Origin of the sequence: Microcoleus sp. F10-B2 (assembly GCF_036704965.1) — a bacterium.
Taxonomy (GTDB): Bacteria; Cyanobacteriota; Cyanobacteriia; order Cyanobacteriales; family Microcoleaceae; genus Microcoleus.
Genome location: NZ_JAUBTB010000025.1, coordinates 57,075 through 78,458 on the forward strand (window position 1 = coordinate 57,075; position 21,384 = coordinate 78,458).

The 21,384-nt window shown below is 46.1% G+C and carries 15 protein-coding genes and 1 pseudogene; 11 read left to right on the forward strand and 5 right to left on the reverse strand.

The genetic code is table 11. From position 1 onward, the window contains the following. Positions 1–90: 90 nt before the first annotated feature. From QUA99_RS12260 to QUA99_RS12285, 6 genes are all read left to right on the forward strand, one after another. The gene (locus QUA99_RS12260) at positions 91–1,434 is read left to right on the forward strand and encodes a nitrate/sulfonate/bicarbonate ABC transporter ATP-binding protein (protein WP_333236535.1); all 1,344 of its coding nucleotides are present in this window, start codon (positions 91–93) and stop codon (positions 1,432–1,434) included. 357 nt (positions 1,435–1,791) lie between these two features. After that, on the forward strand, positions 1,792–3,528 hold the full coding sequence (locus tag QUA99_RS12265; RefSeq protein ID WP_333236533.1) for an ABC transporter permease subunit: 1,737 nt from the start codon (positions 1,792–1,794) through the stop codon (positions 3,526–3,528). 101 nt (positions 3,529–3,629) lie between these two features. Continuing rightward, positions 3,630–3,833, forward strand: a complete 204-nt coding sequence (locus QUA99_RS12270) for a hypothetical protein (RefSeq protein WP_333460347.1) — start codon at positions 3,630–3,632, stop codon at positions 3,831–3,833. 128 nt (positions 3,834–3,961) lie between these two features. Beyond that, positions 3,962–4,846 (forward strand): amino acid ABC transporter substrate-binding protein, encoded by an 885-nt coding sequence (locus QUA99_RS12275; protein ID WP_333236529.1) that lies wholly within the window; start codon positions 3,962–3,964, stop codon positions 4,844–4,846. 153 nt (positions 4,847–4,999) lie between these two features. Then, positions 5,000–6,397: a magnesium transporter gene (mgtE, locus tag QUA99_RS12280; protein WP_333236528.1), complete on the forward strand. Its 1,398-nt coding sequence runs from the start codon at positions 5,000–5,002 to the stop codon at positions 6,395–6,397. Between the two features lie 220 nt (positions 6,398–6,617). Then, positions 6,618–7,541, forward strand: a complete 924-nt coding sequence (locus tag QUA99_RS12285; RefSeq protein ID WP_333236527.1) for a hypothetical protein — start codon at positions 6,618–6,620, stop codon at positions 7,539–7,541. Between the two features lie 304 nt (positions 7,542–7,845). Here the strand turns inward: QUA99_RS12285 and QUA99_RS12290 are convergent, their stop codons facing one another. Both QUA99_RS12290 and QUA99_RS12295 read right to left on the reverse strand, forming a co-directional pair. After that, positions 7,846–8,364 carry a hypothetical protein gene (locus tag QUA99_RS12290; RefSeq protein WP_333236524.1) on the reverse strand — a complete coding sequence of 173 codons (519 nt, stop codon included), beginning with the start codon at positions 8,362–8,364 and terminating at the stop codon, positions 7,846–7,848. A gap of 20 nt (positions 8,365–8,384) precedes the next feature. Beyond that, positions 8,385–9,467 carry a ParM/StbA family protein gene (locus QUA99_RS12295; RefSeq protein WP_333236522.1) on the reverse strand — a complete coding sequence of 361 codons (1,083 nt, stop codon included), beginning with the start codon at positions 9,465–9,467 and terminating at the stop codon, positions 8,385–8,387. A gap of 404 nt (positions 9,468–9,871) precedes the next feature. On the opposite strand from QUA99_RS12295, the gene ftsH2 reads away from it, so the two are divergent. The 5 genes from ftsH2 to QUA99_RS12320 all read left to right on the forward strand — a co-directional run bounded on the left by ftsH2 (position 9,872) and on the right by QUA99_RS12320 (position 18,101). Further along, positions 9,872–11,758 (forward strand): ATP-dependent zinc metalloprotease FtsH2, encoded by a 1,887-nt coding sequence (gene ftsH2 / locus QUA99_RS12300; protein ID WP_333236520.1) that lies wholly within the window; start codon positions 9,872–9,874, stop codon positions 11,756–11,758. 650 nt (positions 11,759–12,408) lie between these two features. Beyond that, complete coding sequence (locus QUA99_RS12305) at positions 12,409–12,774, forward strand: hypothetical protein (protein WP_333236518.1); 366 nt, start codon at positions 12,409–12,411, stop codon at positions 12,772–12,774. A gap of 135 nt (positions 12,775–12,909) precedes the next feature. After that, entirely contained in the window at positions 12,910–14,199 is a 1,290-nt protein-coding gene (locus QUA99_RS12310) for an aminopeptidase P N-terminal domain-containing protein (protein ID WP_333236516.1), read from the forward strand. 119 nt (positions 14,200–14,318) lie between these two features. Beyond that, positions 14,319–16,865: a PAS domain S-box protein gene (locus QUA99_RS12315; protein ID WP_333236514.1), complete on the forward strand. Its 2,547-nt coding sequence runs from the start codon at positions 14,319–14,321 to the stop codon at positions 16,863–16,865. A 6-nt stretch (positions 16,866–16,871) separates the two neighbouring features. Then, a complete protein-coding gene (locus QUA99_RS12320; protein ID WP_333236511.1) occupies positions 16,872–18,101 on the forward strand; it encodes an ATP-binding protein in 1,230 nt (409 codons plus the stop codon). A 15-nt stretch (positions 18,102–18,116) separates the two neighbouring features. Here QUA99_RS12320 and QUA99_RS12325 read toward each other — a convergent pair whose 3' ends face one another. The 3 genes and pseudogenes from QUA99_RS12325 to QUA99_RS12335 form a co-directional block, all read right to left on the reverse strand. Then, on the reverse strand, positions 18,117–18,698 hold the full coding sequence (locus QUA99_RS12325) for an HAD family hydrolase (protein ID WP_333236508.1): 582 nt from the start codon (positions 18,696–18,698) through the stop codon (positions 18,117–18,119). 305 nt (positions 18,699–19,003) lie between these two features. Next, positions 19,004–20,149: an ATP-binding protein gene (locus QUA99_RS12330; RefSeq protein ID WP_333236506.1), complete on the reverse strand. Its 1,146-nt coding sequence runs from the start codon at positions 20,147–20,149 to the stop codon at positions 19,004–19,006. After that, positions 20,146–21,384, reverse strand: a pseudogene (locus QUA99_RS12335) (WD40 repeat domain-containing protein); the annotation flags it as partial. The gene QUA99_RS12330 and the pseudogene QUA99_RS12335, both read right to left, overlap by 4 nt.

Sequence of the window (21,384 nt, forward strand, 5' to 3'; positions counted from 1 at the left end):
AACTAATGACTGCGGACTGCGGACTGCGGACTGCGGACTGCAGATTAATGACTAATAACTAGAATTAAACAAAACATAGGAGGTTGAGTGGTGATAGTTAAAACAGCAACAAAGTGCCTTATTACCTTAGAAGGCGTTAGCAAAGCTTACCAGCAGCCCAACGGTCAAAAAATATCTATTTTAGAGCCAATTAATTTAGATTTGCGATCGGGCGAAATAGTAGCTTTGCTCGGCCCTTCCGGTTCGGGAAAATCAACATTAATGCGAATGATTGCCGGACTTATCCCGCCCACCGCAGGTCAAGTTCTCTACCACAATCGTCCTTTAGTCGGCTTAAATCCTGGGGTGGCAATTGTATTTCAAAACTTTGCCCTTTATCCCTGGCTGACGGTACTAGAAAATGTAGAATTAGGCTTAAAAGCTAAAGGAGAATTCCCCGAACCGCGCCGACAAAAAGCCTTGCGGATGATTGATATTATCGGTTTAGACGGATTTGAAAATGCTTATCCGAAAGAACTTTCCGGCGGAATGCGGCAGCGGGTGGGATTTGCTAGAGCTTTGGCGGTGGAACCCGAATTGCTTTGCATGGATGAACCGTTTTCAGCTTTAGACGTGCTGACAGCAGAAAACTTGCGGTTTGAGTTATTAGATTTGTGGCTGGAAAAGAAGATTCCTACTAAAGCGGTGTTAATCGTAACTCACGGGATTGAGGAAGCGGTAATTTTAGCCGATCGCATTGTAGTCTTGGGCCGCAATCCGGGGCGAATTCGCGCGGAATTGACAGTGACTTTGTCGCACTACCGCGATCGCAAAACAGCAGAATTCCAAGCTATCGTAGACCAAGTTTACAAAATTCTCACCAATCCCGACTTGAGCGACGAAACAGTGACTGCACCTGCTGAAAGCGCGGCTGCTGTGTCTCCACCTCAACCCCCTCAAAGCGCTAATTACCAATCTCTGCCGCAGGTCCGACCCGGTGCGATCGCAGGTTTGTTGGAACTCTTGGAAGACCGCAAAGAGCAGGATCTCTACCGCCTGGGTCAAGAATTAATGTTAGAGGTTGACGACATTTTGCCGATCGTAGAAGCAGCCAAATTAATGGATTTTCTGGTAATCCAAGAAGGCGACCTCCTTTTAACACCAGTTGGCATTGAGTTTATTGCCGGCGGAATAGACCAGCGCAAACAAATTGTTCGCACCCAAATTCTCAGCAATATTCGCCTCGTACAGCAAATTTCTCGAATGCTTCAGGCCAAGCGCAATCACCGCATTTCTGAAGAGTTGATTTTGGATATTCTCGAAGCCCACTTTAGTCCCAAAGAAGCAATGCGACAATTGCAAACTGCTATTGACTGGGGTCGCTATGCAGAGTTATACAGTTACGATGAGCCAGGGGGCGAAATCTTCTTAGAATCAGAAGATAAACCTGAGTAGTTATTTGCTATTGGTTATTTGTTATTGGTTAGTTGTGAGTTGTGAGTTGTTGGTATCTTAGTCTTGTTTGCTGGTATCTTAGTCTTAGTCTTAGTCTTGTTCCCAGGCTCTCTCTGCCTGGGAATACATACCCGGAGGCTGTGCCTCCAATAACCAATAACAATAACCAATAACCAATAACCAATAACAATAACCAATAACAATAACCAATGCCCGATGCCCGATGCTTCGACTTTGCTCAGCACAAGTGCCCGATGCTTCGACTTTGCTCAGCACAAGTGCCCGATGCTTCGACTTTGCTCAGCACAAGTGCCCGATGCCCGATGCCCGATGCCCGATGCCCAATAACTAATTATTATGACAAGACCTCTAACACCCGCCAATAAAACTTTAGAAAGGTCAGCTTGGACTTGGCAAGACGGTTTGCTGATTCTAGCAATCTTCTGTCTAATTTTGGTGATTGTCCAAACAGCTTCTCAATTCAGCAGTGACTACAACCCAAATTTTCAAATTGAGACCACGCTGAATGTTTTGCCTGAATATACAGCCCAGACTCTTTTACGCATGGCAGCAGCCTATTTTTTATCGCTGCTGTTTACCCTAGTTTATGCCTATTGTGCTTACCGCTTCCCCCTGGCAGCCAAAATTTTAATTCCCTTGTTAGACATTTTGCAGTCGATTCCGGTTTTATCTTTTTTGCCGGGAGTTGTTTTAGCGCTAGTTACTTTATTTCCCGGTCAAAGAATCGGCGTAGAACTCGCATCAATTATCTTAATATTTACTGGGATGACTTGGAATATGACTTTTAGTTTCTATCAGTCGCTTTCCGCGATTCCGCGAGAACTTAAGGAAGCTGCTCGAGTTTATCGGCTCAATGCTTGGCAGCGTTTCTGGACGTTAGAATTGCCTGCTGGTGCGATCGGGCTGGTGTGGAACAGCGTCATGTCAGTGGCGGGCGGCTGGTTCTTTTTGATTGCGATCGAATCTTTTACCTTGGGTGACAAAAGCTTTAATTTGCCCGGACTCGGTTCCTATTTGGCCAAGGCAGCTAATCAAGGTAATTTTGGGGCCATCGGCTGGGGTTTAGCAGTATTAATTAGTGTAATTATAGCCCTAGATTTTTTAATTTGGCAGCCTTTAATTGCTTGGGTAGAGAAGTTTAAATATCAATCGGTGGAAGCTACCAATGTACCGCAATCAAAGGTGTTGGATTTTTTAAGGCGATCGGCAACGCTGCGAGTTTTGAAGTCGCGTATTTCGCCAATCAGGGGCAGTTTAGATCGCGGTTTAGCAAGAGCTTTTGCACCTGCTAATTTACCAACAAATCCCAGACAAAAAAGCCGCATCGGAAATTGGATCAATTGGATATTTGTCAGCGGTTTTGCCGTCATTGTGCTTTGGGGAACTTGGGAAGCGGTGCTGCTGCTGCGGTTGCTGAATTTGTCTGACTGGCAAAAAGTCATGACTGGTGCATTTTTCACGGCTTTGCGAGTCATTTGCGCGCTATTTTTATCGCTGTTGTGGACAGTGCCGGTCGGAGTGGCGATCGGTCGAAATCCGCGTTTAGCTCAAATTTTGCAGCCATTAGTACAAATAGCAGCTTCTGTACCGGCAACCGCTTTATTTCCCGTATTGCTACTAGCTTTAATTCAAGCTGGAGGCGGCTTGCAAATTGGTTCTGTGGCGCTGATGATGTTGGGTACAATGTGGTATTTACTGTTTAATGTTATTGCTGGCGCTCAAGCCATACCTTCGGAGTTGTTTGAAGCTGCGCAAGTTTACAAACTATCCCTGATTCAGCGCTGGAAAAGTTTGATTTTGCCGGGAATTTTTCCCTACTTAATCACAGGAATTATTACGGCAGTTGGCGGAGCGTGGAATGCCAGTATTGTCAGCGAATACGTGCAGTTTAAAGGTCAAATTGTTACTACAGAGGGTTTGGGAGAAACTATTTCTCAGGCGACGGCTTCTGGGAATTTTCCCTTACTTTTGGCTGCAACTTCTGTGATGTCGTTGTTGGTTGTATTGACTAACCGTTTGGTGTGGCGACCGCTTTACCGTTTGGCACAAGAAAAATATCAATTGTTGGTTTAATTTTGGTAGTAAAATAGGAGTTAAATATAGCAGTCAAAGCTGATAAAGAGCCTCTGTAAATTATTGGATACGGCGACTTAATTAAAATCGGCGACACTTGTGTGCGGCAAAAAGCCCGAAACTTAATTTTAGAGGGTGGGGAGCATCTCAGTTTTGCAGCCAAGCTAGAAATTGGAGTTTTGAGGCGAGGCAGGAGACAGGAGGCAGGAGGAAGAAGGAAAGAGGAAGAAGGAAAGAGGAAGAAGGAAGGAGCCAAAAGAAGTATTTTTACAAATATGAGATGCTCCCTAGAGGGTGCAGGTTGATTTTAGCCGATCGCAGCACCCAAAACAGTCCGATCGCCCAAAATTAGACCGCCAAAATATATTGACAATATGGTTTTTTTGTGTATCATATTAAAAACCAGTAAAATATCTATTTAGATGCCAAACTAATGAACTCAGCACTAACTAATAAAAACCTAAAACTCGCAGCATTTACAGCCATATTTGCGATATTATTCCCCGCTGCTTTACCTACAGTTGCCTCAGCCCAGACAGCACTGGAAGAAATTCGGCAAACCGGCATTCTCAAAGTTGGCATCAGAAAAGATGCCCCTCCCTTCGGCTACTTAGAAGGTGAAAAATGGCAAGGAGTTTGCATGGAAGGCTTAGAACTTTTCCGAGCTGACTTAGAAAAAAAATTAAATCGCTCCATCCGCTTAGAAAAACTAGAAACAGACCTCAACGAATCAGCGGAAAAAGGGCGCTTCCGCAGCGTAACCAGCAAGCGCGCTCACCTAGAATGCGGACCTAATACAATCCTAAAAAATCCCCCCAGCGGGATTGCGTATTCAGTGCCTTTTTTATACAGCGGCACTTATCTGTTAGTCAAGCCAGAAAACAGACTGAGAGTCAACCCTTCGGGATTCCTGCAAGACGTGACCATTGGCGTGCTGAGCGGTTCTGTTACCCAACAATTCATTGCAGGCCGATATCAACTAGCCAACCAGCGAATTTATGAAGGTATCGCGGGCCGACAGTCGGGTGTAAAAGATGCGGCCTCGGGAACAATCGATGCCTTCGCCAGCGACGGAATGCTGTTAGTCGGAGAAGCGCTGAGACAGGGTTTAACTCAAAGCCAATATTCTCTGATACCGGAGCAGCCTTTAACCTGCATTTCTTACGGCATGATCTTGCCAGCAAGCGATACACAATGGCAAGAAACAGTCAATAATTTTATTCGCAATCAAAGTTCGACGAACCTGTTGGAAAAAGTGTTCGGGCGCAATTCTCCTTTCCTACCGATGAGTGTCGCCGATCAAGATAAATGTATTTGAACCCAAATCGGGCAACGTGCTCGGCGCGCACCAGAAGAATAGGGATAATATGCGGATATTGTCAGGGCAAGTCCGATCGCTGCAACCAGTGGCGTCAATAGGCTCTAAACTGGATTCAGGAAGGCGCGCAGCACAGGTTTAGGAGGGTCATCAGTGACAGAAAAAAGTTATCAATCGTCTTCTCTACCCACCTACGCGCGAAAAGAACTGCGGGAATTAGTTCGATCGCAGTTAAGGGCTCTGTTGGAAGAAGGAGACTTTAAAGGAGCAAAAGCGATTTTGCACCCGGTGCAGGAAGCAGACATAGCTGAAGCTATCGAAGGCCTGCCAGAAACCATGCAAGTAATAGCTTTCCGCTTGCTTTCCAAAGACGAAGCAATCGCAGTTTACGAATATCTCGACTCCAGCGTTCAGCAGTCCCTCTGCGAAAAATTCAAACGCCAAGAAGTCATTGACATTGTAGACAAAATGTCCCCGGACGATCGAGCTAAACTGTTTGACGAACTGCCGGCAATATTAGTCCGTCGCCTGTTGGGTGAATTGAGTCCGACGGAACGAGAAGCAACGGCTCAACTTTTGGGTTACGAAGCCAGTACCGCCGGCCGGATCATGACCCCGGAATACATTTCTCTGAAAGAAAGCTTTACCGTCGCTCAAGCTTTAGACCGAATTCGCTCTTTGGCTAAAACTACCGAAACAATTTATTCTCTTTACGTCACTGACGCCGGACGCAGCTTGACCGGTATTTTATCTCTGCGGGATTTAGTAACTTCCCCCCTCGACAAAACTGTCGGGGAAATTATGACCCGCGACGTAGTTTCGGTTCAAACAGGAACGGATCAAGAAGAAGTCGCTAGGCTGATCCAGCGTTACGATTTTTTAGCAGTGCCCGTTGTAGACCGCGAACAGCGTCTCGTCGGCATCATTACAGTTGACGACGCGATCGACATTTTAGAACAAGAAGCAGCCAAAGATATTTATACGTTGGGCGGCGTCCAGTCCGGCGGCGACAATTATTTTCAGACCGATTTAATCACTGTTGCCCGGAAAAGGGTCGTGTGGCTGTTTGTTCTGCTTTTAACTAATACTGTCACCGGCGCAATTATTAGAGCTCAAGAAGATGTTTTGAACCAAGTAGTCGCCCTAGCAGCTTTTATTCCCCTGCTGACTGGCACTGGAGGCAATGTCGGAGCTCAGTCCTCAACTGTTGTAATTCGCGGTTTGAACACTGACGAAATTACAGCAATGGGCCCGTTTCAAGTAATTGTTCGCGAGGGGATGGCGGGAGCGCTGCTAGGAGCTATATTGGGGACTGTAGCGACGGGCTGGGCTTATACTCTGCAAGGGAGTTTAGCAGTGGCACTCGCGGTGGGCGCGAGTTTGTTTGCGATCGCAATTTTAGCTTCTATTGCCGGTTCAGCTCTGCCGTTTCTATTTCGTTCTTTGGGTTTAGACCCCGCTTTAATGTCGGCTCCGTTTATTACCACCGCAGTTGATGTCCTCGGGGTTTTGATTTATTTCACTTTGGCTCGACTAATTTTGCAGATTTAATATATTTAATTAGATGATTTTTCCTAAAAAACTTAATTTGTTTTTCACCAATGCTGAAATCTGAACCGAGAGCGATCGCACTTTATTTTTATCCACATACTTGTACCTGTTTCAATAAATAATGCAACTACAGGCCCGTGATCCAAACTCCGAGCTTCATCAGTCATTCCACATCTAAAATCTAAAATCTAAAATCTAAAATCTAAAATGGTATTAGCCTATGTCATCATCCAATTCACCAACCAAAATCAAAAATCCCAAGTCTAGCAATTTGTTAGAAACTGCTGAATTGGTTTTTATTGCTGCTTCTGCTGTGGGATTGGCTGCTACTTTGGTTTGGGAGCAGAGCATTTATGCCCAAGTGCCTGTAGTGATTTCGCTGGTGTTGAATTTTGTCAACCGCCAGAAGCTGCACGGGCAAGTTAAAGCAAGTACGGCGGCAGCGTTCGATCGCGTAAATCAACAAGCAGCTACTACCGATCGCGCGATCGAGCAATTGCAACTTGCTGTAAATGCTTTAGACGAAGCTCTTGCTCAAACATCTCGCGAAAATCTCAATGTTGCGCCTGGAGAAAACGTACACTCTCTAATTTCAGCAATTGAGAACCTGCGCCAGCGACTAATAATTTTAGAAAAAACTATTAAAATGATTCAAAGCGAGATCGAACTCACCAGCCGCCAATTCAAACAGCGACCTGAGTTGCAACAAGTCGAAACTTTGACAACAATAATTCTGGACTTGCAGCAGTTTATCAACGAACTGCCACAGTGGGGCAATTTGCAGCAGCGGCAGCTAACAGAACTTCAGCAAAAAGTAGACAGTGCTTTGGCGGAGCTATCAAAAGAAATTGCCGCTATTCCTAACCGGGTGCAGGAGGCTGTAGCTAGTCGCGGCGGGGAAATTAACCCACAGTTTGGTTCTGGTTTGAATGCCGATCGAAAGAATGCTTACCGACCTAAAACCCAGAATGAAAAAATTCGCCATAAATATCCCAGAGCTTATGTCAAGTGGAGTCAGGATGAAGACGAAAATTTGAAGAAAGAATATGCTAGCGGTCAACAAATTGGCGAATTAGTTCAGAGATTTCAGCGACAGCCAGGTGCCATTCGTTCGCGATTACAAAAATTAGGATTAATCGAATAAGGGGAATGGTATAGACAAAAATGAGTAATATCAAATCCGGTAGCATCGGAATTATTAGCGTGCGAGCGTCCCCGCTCGCGAGCGGGGACGCTCGCACTGACATTATCCAAATATATTATTCCGATGTAACCGGAAACGATATAAATCTAAAATCTAAAATCTCAAATCTAAAATCGGCAATAACAAAACGATCGCCCTTTTTTTTCAAAAGGGCGATCGCTTTGTTTCTGTATTCAGTACCGGCTGCCAACAGCGGGCCACTAACATTACATCTCAAGGCTTTTTAGCCTTGGTCTACCTCATTCTAGAAATCTTGCGGTAACAAAGAACTTAAACGCTCCAACAAAGGATCGGAATCCCGACGAGGAGTAACCTCAGCATCAGAAACTACACAATCGTCAGCCACAGACTCAGACTCCATCGGGTTAGGCTCTACTACTTTTGAAACTTGGGCAAAAGAAACTTGAGCAAAGTTACTGTTAACACTCCCCTGCAACTGATCCAACTTGGCGCTGAGTTGACTCAGGTGATGTTCCAGTCCCTCCAAACGGTTTAATTCCTCAGCAGAAACATTGCGCTCGAACTCAGCAAATTTGACCGCAAGTTCAGCAATACGCTGTTCCAACCCCTGAAAGCTATCTGTAGAGCTAGCAGACTCAGATACAGACAAAAACTGCCACAAAGCTTGCTTGCAGAGATTGCTGAAAGTCTGATACTTCGTGAAAGCCAACTCTTTTTCAATAGCGGCCAGCAAAGTTTGATCGGCAGCATCTTCCGTAAACGCCACCGAGAAATTAGCCTTATTTTTTGCCCACAGTGCCATAGGGTTCAAGCCTTAATGCGTTACTTAATCGTGGCTAGCTGAGCCTCAGCATAAATAAACTGTCCCAAAGCATTAGCTTTCCGAGAAGGCTGAGCCAAGTGAGCCTTAAGATTGGCGTCTTTAAGCAAGGGTTGCAGCACCTCCCAGAAAAACTCGCCGCCGCCGCCAGTCAGAACCACATCCGTCACCCGTTCCGGCAGCCACTGCACCAAACGTTCGGAGAGTTCGTTAGCGAAAGCCTCCCGCAAATCCTTAATAATCGGATCTAAATTAGTCGGCTTAGTCGCTCCTCTGGGACGGTAGAAACGCTGGCCTTCCGGTTTGTTCACCGCTTCCAGTAAAGACAGAGATTGAGGGTCTGCTCCCGGAATCTTTGAGGCAACTTGTTCGTAGAACTTGTTCATTGCGAAGGAATCGCTCTTAGAAGCTGCCCGGGCGAACCGGAAACGATCGACCATTAACAAATCAGTAGTTTGGTGTCCGATATCGACAACAGCCACCGACAGTTCGGGCAACTCCGGGGTAAACTCCTTATTGTCTTGAGCCTCGCACCAAATTAAGCTGCCGAATCCTTCCGGCATCACCCAAACGTGGCGGATGTCAATTTCCAAACGCTCGCCGCGGTACACCATAACGTGGGGAGAGCGCAGTTGGCTGATAATCTCTTCCTTTTCCTTCTCAAACTGATCCTGCGAATAAAATGGCAAACCCAGCACTACTGCCAATTCGCCCTTCATCTGGAAATATCCAGCACAGGAAAAAACCTTAACCAAAGCATCTACTACTTTCGACTGGTCTGCGCCGCCGAGATTAGCGCCAAAGTCCGCAGCCAGTTGGCCTATAGCGTACCCTTTGCCTTGGTATTCCAGCCACATATCCAACAGAGGGTCTGTTGCTTTGGACTCAAAGCTGCCGCCCCGCACCTTTTCCACGGGCATAGCAGCCACGTTGGCAGGGATGAAAACCACACTGCTCGGGTTGCGACTCACGCAAGCTTTAGTTGCCGTCCGACCCAAATCAGCACTAATAATCGATTTGTGAGAAGCGACTTTAGTCTGCTGCGTCAGCATAGCCGAATTAGGAACAAGCTGTCTAGTTGTCATTGAAATGTGTTACCTCACAGAGCCTCACCATTATCATGCCTTATCCCTTGACACTGCCGCCTTTAAAGACAGTGGGTTTTGCGGCGATTCTTCTAACTTTACCTAGATCGGTATAGAAATCAGCACCAAATATTATATTCGGGACGATCGCCCTTAATGGATTTTAGATTTTAGATTTTAGATTTTAGATTTTAGAGGCGACAACAGGGGCCGCGGTCCGGGGGCTTGTACCCTGGATGGTTTCGGTTGAGGAGTATTCTCGATCGATCGTGGCAATACGGCCTGTTGCCTGAGAGTGCATTGTTAAGTTAAATTTAGTTAAGATTCTGAGTGTAAACTTTTGTCGCACTCCTCCGACACCGCGATCTTACCCGATCTGTCCCCAATTCAAGGCATCCGCATTTATGAAAATTTCTTGGCGAACTATACTACTTTGGACTTTACCCGCCTTAGTCATCGGCTTTTTCTTGTGGCAGGGAGCCTTTGCCCCATCCCCGGGAGAAATGACAAAGAACACCGCCAGCACCCGCCTGAGCTACGGTCGATTTTTAGATTACTTAAACGCCGATCGAGTCACCAGCGTTGACCTTTACGACGGAGGTCGGACGGCTATTGTCGAAGCAGTCGATCCCGAACTGGACAATCACGTGCAGCGGTGGCGGGTGGACTTGCCCTCAAATGCCCCGGAACTGGTTTCTAGACTCAGAGACTCCAAAATCAGCTTCGACACTCACCCGCTGCGCAACGACGGCGCAGTCTGGGGACTTTTAGGCAATCTAGTATTTCCCCTCTTGTTAGTAGCAGGACTGTTTTTCCTCTTCCGCCGCGGTGGCAACGTTCCCGGCGGCCCGGGCCAAGCCATGAATTTTGGCAAGTCCAAAGCTCGCTTTCAAATGGAAGCTAAAACAGGCGTACTGTTCGACGACGTAGCAGGCGTTGAGGAAGCCAAAGAAGAGCTACAAGAAGTAGTGACATTCCTCAAAAAACCCGAACGCTTCACCGCAGTCGGGGCGAAGATTCCCAAAGGCGTGCTGCTGGTTGGCCCTCCCGGAACCGGCAAAACCCTATTGGCAAAAGCGATCGCAGGCGAAGCCGGCGTGCCCTTCTTCAGCATCTCCGGTTCGGAATTTGTCGAAATGTTCGTCGGTGTCGGCGCTTCCCGCGTCCGCGACTTGTTCAAGAAAGCTAAAGAAAATGCTCCTTGCATCATCTTCATCGATGAAATTGATGCAGTGGGCCGCCAGCGCGGTGCCGGTATCGGCGGCGGTAACGACGAACGGGAACAAACCCTGAACCAGTTGCTGACCGAAATGGACGGTTTTGAGGGCAATACTGGGATTATCATCATTGCTGCCACGAACCGCCCCGACGTGCTCGACTCAGCGCTGCTGCGTCCGGGACGTTTTGACCGCCAAGTTACCGTAGATACGCCGGATATCAAAGGCAGGTTGGAAATTTTGGAAGTTCACGCGCGCAACAAGAAGCTGTCTGCAGAGATTTCTTTGGACGCCATCGCCCGCCGCACTCCCGGCTTTACCGGCGCTGATTTGGCTAACTTGCTCAACGAAGCTGCTATTTTAACCGCCCGCCGCCGCAAAGAAGCGATTACGATGCTCGAAGTTGACGATGCAGTCGATCGCGTGGTAGCAGGTATGGAAGGCACTCCCTTGGTGGACAGCAAGAGCAAGCGCTTGATTGCTTACCACGAAATCGGCCACGCGATCGTCGGTACAATCATTCAAGCCCACGATCCCGTTCAAAAAGTTACCTTAGTTCCTCGCGGACAGGCCCGCGGCTTAACTTGGTTCATGCCCAGCGAAGACCAAGGTTTGATTTCAAGATCGCAAATTTTAGCCCGCATTAGCGGTGCCTTGGGCGGCCGCGCAGCCGAAGAAGTAGTTTTCGGCGACGCCGAAGTTACCACCGGTGCCGGCAACGACTTGCAGCAAGTCAGCGGCATGGCGCGGCAAATGGTGACTCGCTACGGGATGTCTACCTTGGGCCCGATCGCCCTGGAAGCTCAGCAAAGCGAAATTTTCCTCGGTCGCGACTTCACGGCGCGATCGGAATATTCCGAAGAAATTGCCTCTCGGATTGACTCACAAGTCCGGGAAATTGTCGATCGCTGCTACGAGGACGCCCGCCGAATTATTCGCGAAAATCGCACCGTAGTCGATCGCTTAGTCGATTTGTTGATCGAAAAAGAAACTATCGACGGCGAAGAGTTGCGCCTAATCGTCTCTGAATACACTTTTGTTCCTGAAAAAGAACAATACGTTCCTCAGCTTTAACTCAATTGGCGTAAGTCCCACGCTGTAATTGTACTCAATTGGGCGTTGGGATATAAGCCAAGCAAGGTCTATGAAAAAAGAGCGACAATTTCCTAAAAAGTCTAAGATATAAGTGGTTGCGACCCACCCACTCGACTGCAAACAACAGGCTACAGTAGCAGTAAAATGCTTGGCCCCGGACAACTGCCAGAGAAAAGGGGAAAGAGCAGACCGCTGGTTGGTAAGGTACGTCCCACCATAAAATACAATCCAAGTTTGTTGTACGAAAATAGTTTTTTGCCTTGGGAAACAGGGCTTCTGCGTGGATTCCCTACGAAGGGATAAAGGCCGTAAAAAGCTTTCTTATGCTGTGTCAGACTCGGATCGTCTTGGGTGACGAATACCCAGAAATGGGTATACCCAACAGAGCAACGGCAAACGATACACGAAGCCCGAACTATAACGGTATTCCGTTTAGTTTGGGTATTTCACAAAGAAGAGTGAATATTGAGGGCGAATAGAATTCGCTGCTACACAAACAAAGTCCGCCTGCGCGGACTGAAGAAATTCAACCCGCGCAGGCGGGTTTTGTCTGTGTAGCAGCGGTTTCAACCGCCGAGTCAAAAGAAACTTCTTCCTCCTGCTATATGATTAAGAGTTCATCGATTTGTTTGATAGTAATTTCAACATTAATTTTTGGCAGAAATTTGAGCGCCAGCGCCGAAAAATTAAGATGTTTTGTAGATATTTGCCTCGACCCTAGCAGCGTTGAATTAAGCAAATCCGATATTCCCGGTGCTCCCTCTTATCCAGTCAGAACTATTTTAGCAACTCAACAGTTTAGTAACGAGAAATTGTTGGCGCAAATGGAAGTTGACTGCAAGCAACGACAGTTGAGAACTGTCAGAGTTAGCCAAGATGGCGAAAATTGGTCGAATTTCTCTCCGAGATGGACTTTAGTCGATGGCCACTCATCTTTGTCTCGGCTGGTTGACTATACTTGTAAATTGCCGATCGCAGAACAAGAGAATAAATAAGTAGACCCAGAAAAAAACAGAGCACCTATATCTTCCACCCTTGCCCCTTGCGGGTGCAAGTTTAACAGCGCTTGAAACCGCCGAGTGTTAATATTACACTCAATCTAAAATCTAAAATCTAAAATCTAAAATCGGATGACCAACCCTACCGAATATCGGCAAAGACGCGAACAATTAATGGCAAAAATTGGCAGCGGGACGGCGATATTTCGCAGCGCCCCCGCAGCCGTCATGCACAACGATGTAGAATACGCCTACCGACAAGATAGCGATTTTTTCTACTTAACCGGTTTCAACGAAGCTGCGGCGGTAGCGGTGCTCGCCCCGCACCACGAAGAACACAAATTTGTGTTGTTTGTGCAGCCAAAAGACTTGGAAAAAGAAACTTGGCACGGTTATCGCGCCGGAGTAGAAGGCGCTAAGGAATTGTACGGCGCCGATGAAGCTTTCCCCATCGCCGAACTTGCGGAAAAATTGCCGAAATATTTAGAAAAAGCCGATCGCATATACTATCACTTCGGGCGCGATCGTACTTTCGACCAAACAGTCCTCGATCACTGGCAGCGCTTGATGGCAACCTACCCGAAACGCGGCACGGGCCCGACAGCAGTCGAAGATTCCAACATCATTTTACACCCGATGCGGCTGGTGAAAAGCGAAACAGAATTAGCATTAATGCGAAAAGCCGCTAATATCTCAGTTGCAGCGCACAAACGCGCCCAAGAATTCGCCAAACCGGGCAGGTACGAATATGAAATTCAAGCTGAAATAGAACATACTTTTGGCTTAAATGGCTGCACTCCCGCTTACCCTTCAATTGTTGCATCCGGTTACAATTCCTGCGTTCTCCACTACATCGAAAACAACCGGCAAATGCAGGAAAACGATTTGTTGCTAATAGATGCCGGTTGTGCTTGCGGCTACTACAACGCCGATATTACTCGCACGTTTCCTATCAGCGGCAAATTTACAGCCGAACAACAGATAATTTATGACTTAGTTTTGCAAGCACAATTGCAGGCAATTAGTCAAGTATATCCGGGAAATCCTTACAGCAAAATTCACGAAACAGCAGTGCGCGTTTTGGTGGAAGGTTTAATGGATTTAAAACTTTTGGTGGGCGACATTGAAGAGATAATTAAAGAAGAGAAATACAAGCCATTTTATATGCACCGCACTGGTCATTGGCTGGGACTGGACGTGCACGATGTCGGCGTTTATCAGTACGGCGAAAATCCGCAAGTTTTGCAGCCAGGACAAGTGTTGACGGTGGAACCGGGGATTTATATTTCTCCTTATATTAAACCCGTTGAAGGACAGCCGGAGGTTCCTGAAAAATGGCGCGGTATTGGCGTGAGAATTGAAGATGATGTTTTGGTGACAGTTGACTGTCATGAAGTTTTGACGGCTGGAGTTCCTAAATGAACGAAGAAAGGAAGAAGTCAGGAAAGATTCTGACTAATTAAGTTGGCAGTGTAGGCTTGAGCTTTGTTAGTATTAACTTGAAAAAGCTCAAGTCCGCAACAGCAAAACCTAGAGCCATTATGTGTATTGATCCTACCAAGATCGATCGACCTCTCGAAACCTGCGAAGCATTAGTAGCAGAGCAAAAAGAAAAAATTCGGCAACTTGAACAGGATTTGCAGCAGCAGAGAGAATTGTGCCAGAAATTAGAAGCACAACTCAAAGCAGTCGAAAATGCTAGCTTTTCGAGTTCTGCAACAGAATTTGATATCACCGAGGACGATCGCATTCGGTTAATCGCATCTCTGGAAAAAAGCCAGGAAATGTACCGAACTCTCGTCAAACATTATCCGAATGGCTCGGTGTTTTTGTTCGATCGGGATTTGCGCTATACTCTGGTTGACGGTCAAGGGTTGGCAGTAGTTGGTTTGTCCAAAAAACTGTTGGAAGGCAAAACATTGTGGGAAGTATCGCCACCTGAAGATTTGCCACTTTTTGAGACTACATATCGCGCGGCTTTGGCAGGAAAAGAGAATACTTTTGAATATAAATACGGCGGTCGCGTTTATTTAATAACAGTTGCCCCAGTCAAAAACGACCGGGAAGAAATTTTTGCAGGCATGGTGGTTGCTCAAGATATTACCGAAAAAAAACAGGCAGAAATAGCCCTGGAACAACTCACAAATCAGCTAGAAATTAAATATCTAAAGCGCACTGAAGACTTGAAAAAAGCCAACAATCAATTGCAGGAAGAAATTATCTATCGCTGGCGCGCCGAAGAAGCTCTGCGGGAAAGCCAGGAACAGCTAGAATTGTTTTTCTCTCAATCTTTAGATGGCTTTTTCTTTATCATGCTGGACGAACCCGTGCACTGGGACGATACAGTTGACAAAGAAAAAGTCTTGGATTACGTATTTGCTAACGGACGAGTAACGAAGGCAAACGATGCTTTGATAGCTCAATACGGAGGTACTAGGGAAGAGTTTATTGGCAGGACGCTTTACTCTTTTTTATCGCACAACTTGACTGGCGGTAGAGAGATGATCTGGGATTTTTTTGAGGCGGGCAGAATTCACGTTGAAAATGACAATCGCAAGTTTGACGGGACTCTAATTTGGGTGGAATGCGACTATATTTGCATTTACGATTTCCACAGCAGAATCGTCGGGTATTTTGGCGTGCAGCGCGATATTAGCGATCGCAAAAAAACAGAAGCAGCACTCAAAGAAAGCGAAGAAAGGTTCCGGCAGCTAGCAGAAAATATTGAAAGCGTGTTTTGGATGCTAAACGTTCAACCCCAGGAAATTATTTATATCAGTCCGGGTTACGAAAAAATTTGGGGCAGAAGCTGCGCTGATTTGTATGCTTACGGGCGCTTTTTTGCAGAGTCCCTCCATCCAGAAGATCGCGCTCGCGTTCTGGCTATCTTCACTAAACAAATTGAGTCTGAAGACGAGATCGAATATCGAATTGTCAGGCCGGACGGCGAAATTCGCTGGATTCGCGATCGGGCTTTTCCGATTAGAAATCAAGCGGGTAAAGTTTACCGCATCGTTGGCATTGCAGAAGATATCAGCGAAGGCAAACAGGCAGAAAAAGCCATCCGCGAAAGTGAAGAATGCTTCCGCCAACTAGCAGAAAATATCCAAAATTCCTTCTGGCTGATGTCTGCTGAATTCACCGATTTATTGTATCTGAGTCCAGCTTACGAACACATCTGGGGGCGCAACCACGAAGAATTATATGCCGAGCCCTTAAAAATGATGGAGTGGGTGCATCCAGAAGATAAACATTTGTTGGAAGAGGCAATGGGGCGAGTGTTGGAGGGCGAGTCCACCAGTACCGAATATCGGATTTTTCGACCAGACGGCACGATGCGCTGGGTGTGCGATCGAGCTTTTTCCATTTACGACGAATCGGGCAACATTTACCGCATCGCGGGTATTGGCGAAGATATCAGCGATCGCAAATTTAGCGAGGCCCGCATTCAAGCAGCGCTCCGCGAAAAAGAAGTGTTGCTCAAAGAAATTCACCACCGAGTCAAAAATAATATGCAGGTAATTTCCAGCTTGCTGCAACTTCAAGCTCAATACATTGAAGACGAAGCTACGCTAGCTTTATTTGAAGAAAGCCAGACCCGCATCGATTCAATGGCTTTGATTCACGAGCAACTGTATCAATCCGAACATCTCGATCGGATCGACCTTCTCCCCTACGTCGAAAACTTGGTTGCTAATTTGTATCAATCTTTTGGGGGCGGCAACACTTCCATCCAATTCAATCTCAACGTTGACCCCATTTGTTTAAACATAGAAACAGCAATTCCTTGCGGATTAATTATTAACGAACTGGTTTCTAATTCGTTGAAATATGCCTTTATCCCAAGTTCGGTAGGGGAAATTAATATTAATTTTTATGAAATAGGAACTCAGCAATTTAACTTAACTATTCAAGATAACGGTCGCGGATTTCCGGCAAATTTTGACGCGGACAATACTGAAACATTAGGATTGCGATTAGTGCGAATGTTGGCTTGCCAATTAGACGCTACTATTGCGATTGACAGTCTGTGTGGAACCTGCTATAATTTGGTTTTCAAACAATTAAATTATAGACAGCGCATTTAAAAAAAAATGAACCCTGTAAAAATTTTGGTTGTAGAAGACGAAGTTATTGTAGCCGAAGACATAGCAGGTCGATTAAAAAAACTCGGATATGTAGTAACAGCTACAGTTTATTCAGGAGAAGAAGCAATTCAAAAAGCTATAGAAAATCCGCCCGATTTAGTGTTGATGGACATCGTGCTTAAAGGTGACATGGACGGGGTAACAGCGGCAGAAAAAATCCGAGCCCATAGGAATGTGCCGACAGTATTTTTAACAGCTTATGCCGACGATAAAACGCTGCAAAGAGCGAAACTTACAGATCCATTCGGTTATATTATTAAACCATTTCAACAACATGATTTGCGGGTGGCGATCGAGATTGCCCTGCACAGACACGAAATCGAAACCAAGATGCGAGAAGCTCTCAAAACTTCGGAAGCAGTCAGAGAGTCGATGGAAGAAAAATCGCACCGCCAAAACCAGTATATTTCAATGGCCGCTCACGAATTGCGCAACCCCCTCAACGCGATTTTAATCTCTGCGGAACTGCTAAAGCTCGATCGAACTTGCAGCAGTGACGAATCGCAAGTGAGAACCCTGCGGCTGGTGCACTCAGCTACCCAAAAGATGAACCAGCTAATCGACGATATGCTGTTCATGGGTCGAGCAGAAGCAGGCCAACTCAAATGCAATCCGTTACCGATAAATTTAGTCGAATTTTGTCAAGACTTGCTCGATCAATTGCTGTTAGGAAATGAAGCCAAACACAAACTAACATTAATCCCCTCAGATGTTACCAGCGCGATGTTAGATCGACAATTGCTGCACGGCATTCTCTCAAACTTAATCGTCAATGCCATCAAATATTCCCCCAACGGCGGGCAAGTCACCTTAGAATTGGAATGCCGTCAAGCAGGCGAAGGAGACAAAGAAGCTATTTTCTGCTTGTCTCCTGAGTGGTTGTTTCCCAATTCCAAATTGACAAATATTAACTCTCCCTTACTAATTATGCGTATCCGAGACGAAGGCATCGGTATCCCCGAAACCGAAGTAGGGAAAATATTTGAAATGTTTTACCGCTGCAAGAATACTGGAAAGATTAAAGGTAACGGTTTGGGATTAACAATAGTTAAAAAAGCTGTAGAATTGCAAGGAGGCGCGATCGCCTGCGAAAGCAAAATCGGCATGGGCACAACATTTAAAGTCGCGCTTCCTTACGTAGCACTTTCCTCTTCGACTCAACAGCCAAAAACTTAAATGCCACTACAAACACTAATCAAAGTTTGGCAAAATCCACTCAACCGCCGCAGCTAAATTTGCTGCAATAAAATCAGGTTGAGTATGGTGCTGATACTCCCCACTCAACACGCTTTCTCCGTAACCAGTCTGCACCAAAATACCAGTACATCCGGCATTGTGAGCCATATCAACATCAGTAGCTTTATCCCCCACCATAAAACTATTTCGCAAATCTAAATCCTGTTCCCAAGCAGCCGCTACCAACATCCCTGTATTCGGTTTTCGCCACGTTGTATACCGCGTAAATTCTGGATTTGTTCCGCCTTCGGCTGCGCTTAAATAAGGACAGTAATAAAGAGCATCTAACTTAGCTCCTGCTTCATTTTCTAATAGCTGACACAGGCGTTTGTGCAAAGCTTCTACGTGGCTAACCGGATAATAACCCCTCGCCGGGCCCGATTGATTGGAAACCAAACAGCAAAATATTTGTTTGTCATTTAAACGCCGTACAGCTTCGGCGACTCCGGGGATTAAATGCAAATCTTCTAATTTGTGGATGTAGCCGGCTTCGATATTGAGAACGCCATCTCTGTCAAGAAATACTGCTCGTTTCATTGTTGTATTGTTTTTGATATAATATAAAACCCGGTGGCATCGGAATTGATATTACCGATATTCAGGAGACGGCAAGGCCCAAGGCGTGTCAACTTAAGCTTTTCGTCCGCTAGTCCTCCCGCCTAACCGCCAGTCCGCCAGGGAATGAATTCCCTGTCTAATAGCTAAAGTCCTCTAAAAGAGGACTGAATAATTCATTAGTCCTCTTTTAGAGGACTTCAGCTTTGAGGCAGGGGTTTCAACCCCTGTCGGACTATCGGTGTAACGTTAAGTTGACTCCAATGGACAGTGCCATGTCCTCATCATCATTCTAAAATAGATTGTTTGCCTAACCATTCGCGGAAACTATTATGATACAAACTATAGCAAATTTCTCCTCCAATTTCTTGTTGAGTTAAGAACTCGATCCAATTGTCTAACACTTTTTCAACATCGTATTCATCCCGATCAATTATATTGGATATCGCACTTACAGATAAACTTGCTGTTGATTGTACCAAAACATTCAGCACAGACAACTCGATCGCCGATAAGCCATCACCTCTCATCCGCAGCCAGTGGTTTTGATAATACGCTGCTAAACCGGGAGGAAGTTCAGAGACAAGTGAGGACTCCCCCAGATTAGCATCGGGGTGTGAATTCTCGTTAATGGCAGGTAACATCTGACTCAGATACATGAAATTGTCTTCGCTGACAGTTGCGAGTTGTTGGGCGAATTCGGGTTGAGTTAAATCCGGTGCGGTTGATAGGTATTGCTGAATGTAGTTAAGGGCATCTTCGCGATTTTGGGCGGGATAATCTCTTAAATCGAGAGTTTGAGAGGGTGTTTCAATTAACAAACCGGATTTCTCTCTCAAAAATGGGCGGCGGGCGAGGATAAAATAAGTACGATCGCCCAAATATCTCGGCAGATAAAACAGATTTGTGCTGGGAGGCTGACTCGTGCGGGCGATCGCGTCTACAGAATCAATGACTATTATCAACTTTTGGCGATGACGTGCCGTCTCGCAAGCTACGACTAATTTATCGCTAATTTGCTGAAGCAACAAAGACAGAAACCAACTCCCCTCATGGGATTCGAGATTTTGAATTTGAGATTTGAGCTTGAGAATTTCCGATGTTTCCCCATTGGCGGCAAGGTATTTGTCAATCAGTTGAGTGCAGACAGAAGCCAGAAAATCTTCAGCTCGATTTTTGCCTTCAACTGCAGCGTTGTAATAGATACTGCGAGGATGGGCGGTGACATATTGGGCGAGGATGGAACTTTTGCCGCAGCCGGGAGTGCCGATGATTGTGAAATAACCGCGGCTGTGGGAGTTCAGAAAGTTGGATATCGCAGAAAAAACAAATTTGCGCCCTGCAAAATTCTCGGTTTTTTCTCGCAGGAGTTGCTGAAATTCTATTGGGTAAGCAGCGGTAGAGATGGGAGGTGAGAGATGTGAGGAATTCATGTTAGTTCCTCCATCCCTTCTAGCCGCAGGAAATATACGCGGCCGGACTGGTCGCCTGCCACAATTGTGACTCCATCGGCTGCAACAGCGCAACAGGCGATCGGGCTTTCACAGGTGAAATTAGCAATAACCTTTCCACTCGACAAATCCCAGACTTTGATGGTCTTGTCAGATGAACCAGAAATCGCCCGTTTGCCGTCGGGGGTGACAGCAACTGCATTGACCGAGTTGCTGTGACCTTTGAGAATAAACAGTTCCTTTCCAATTGTTAAATCCCAGACTTTGATGCTTTTATCAGATGAACCAGAAATCCCCCGCTTGCCATCCTCCGTGACAGCAACTGCATTTACCGACTCGCTGTGACCTTTGAGAGTAAACAGTTCGTTTCGAGTTGTTAAATCCCAGACTTTGATGGTTTTATCAGATGAACCAGAAACCCCCCGCTTGCCATCCTCCGTGACGGCAACTGAATTTACCGAGTCGCTGTGACCTTTGAGAGTAAACTCTTCCTTTCCAGTTGTTAAATCCCAGACTTTGATGGTCTTGTCGAAAGAACCAGAAACTGCCCTATTCCCATCACCAGTGACGGCTACTTCATTTACCCAATTACTGTGACCTTCGAGAGTAAACAGTTCCTTTCGAGTAGTTAAATCCCAGACTTTAAGGGTCTTGTCCCACGCACCATAAATCGCCCGCTTGCCATCAGCAGTGAAGACAACTGCTTTTACCGAGTCCCTGTGACCTTTGAGAGTAAACTCTTCTTTTCCTGTTGTTAAATCCCAGATTTTGATGGAGTTGTCTGATGAACCAGAAATTGCCTGCTTGCTATCAGCGGCGACGGCAACTGCATTGACCAAGTAGCTGTGACCTTTAAGAGTAAACTCTTCCTTTCGAGTAGTTAAATCCCAGACTTTGATGGTGTTGTCCGATGAACCAGAAATCCCCCGCTTCCCATCGGAGGTGACAGCAAATCCTTTTACCGAGTCGCTGTGACCTTTTAAAGTAAACTCTTCCTTTCCAGTTGTCAAATCCCAGACTTTAATGGTCTTGTCGAGAGAACCAGAAATCGCCCGCTTGCCATCCTCCGTGACGGCAACTGCATTTACCCAGTCGCTGTGACCTTCGAGAGTAAACAGTTCATTTCCAGTTGTCAAATCCCAGACTTTAATGGTCTTGTCGAGAGAACCAGAAATCGCCCGCTTGCCATCCTCCGTGACGGCAACTGCATTTACCCA

Bases quoted from the DNA above. Each gene is read 5' to 3' on its own strand.
- QUA99_RS12265 (WP_333236533.1), top strand. From the start codon at position 1,792: ATGACAAGACCTCTAACACCCGCCAATAAAACTTTAGAAAGGTCAGCT.
- QUA99_RS12275 (WP_333236529.1), top strand. From the start codon at position 3,962: ATGAACTCAGCACTAACTAATAAAAACCTAAAACTCGCAGCATTTACA.
- QUA99_RS12285 (WP_333236527.1), top strand. From the start codon at position 6,618: ATGTCATCATCCAATTCACCAACCAAAATCAAAAATCCCAAGTCTAGC.
- QUA99_RS12290 (WP_333236524.1), bottom strand. From the start codon at position 8,364: ATGGCACTGTGGGCAAAAAATAAGGCTAATTTCTCGGTGGCGTTTACG.
- QUA99_RS12295 (WP_333236522.1), bottom strand. From the start codon at position 9,467: ATGACAACTAGACAGCTTGTTCCTAATTCGGCTATGCTGACGCAGCAG.
- ftsH2 (WP_333236520.1), top strand. From the start codon at position 9,872: ATGAAAATTTCTTGGCGAACTATACTACTTTGGACTTTACCCGCCTTA.
- QUA99_RS12310 (WP_333236516.1), top strand. From the start codon at position 12,910: ATGACCAACCCTACCGAATATCGGCAAAGACGCGAACAATTAATGGCA.
- QUA99_RS12315 (WP_333236514.1), top strand. From the start codon at position 14,319: ATGTGTATTGATCCTACCAAGATCGATCGACCTCTCGAAACCTGCGAA.
- QUA99_RS12320 (WP_333236511.1), top strand. From the start codon at position 16,872: ATGAACCCTGTAAAAATTTTGGTTGTAGAAGACGAAGTTATTGTAGCC.
- QUA99_RS12325 (WP_333236508.1), bottom strand. From the start codon at position 18,698: ATGAAACGAGCAGTATTTCTTGACAGAGATGGCGTTCTCAATATCGAA.
- QUA99_RS12330 (WP_333236506.1), bottom strand. From the start codon at position 20,149: ATGAATTCCTCACATCTCTCACCTCCCATCTCTACCGCTGCTTACCCA.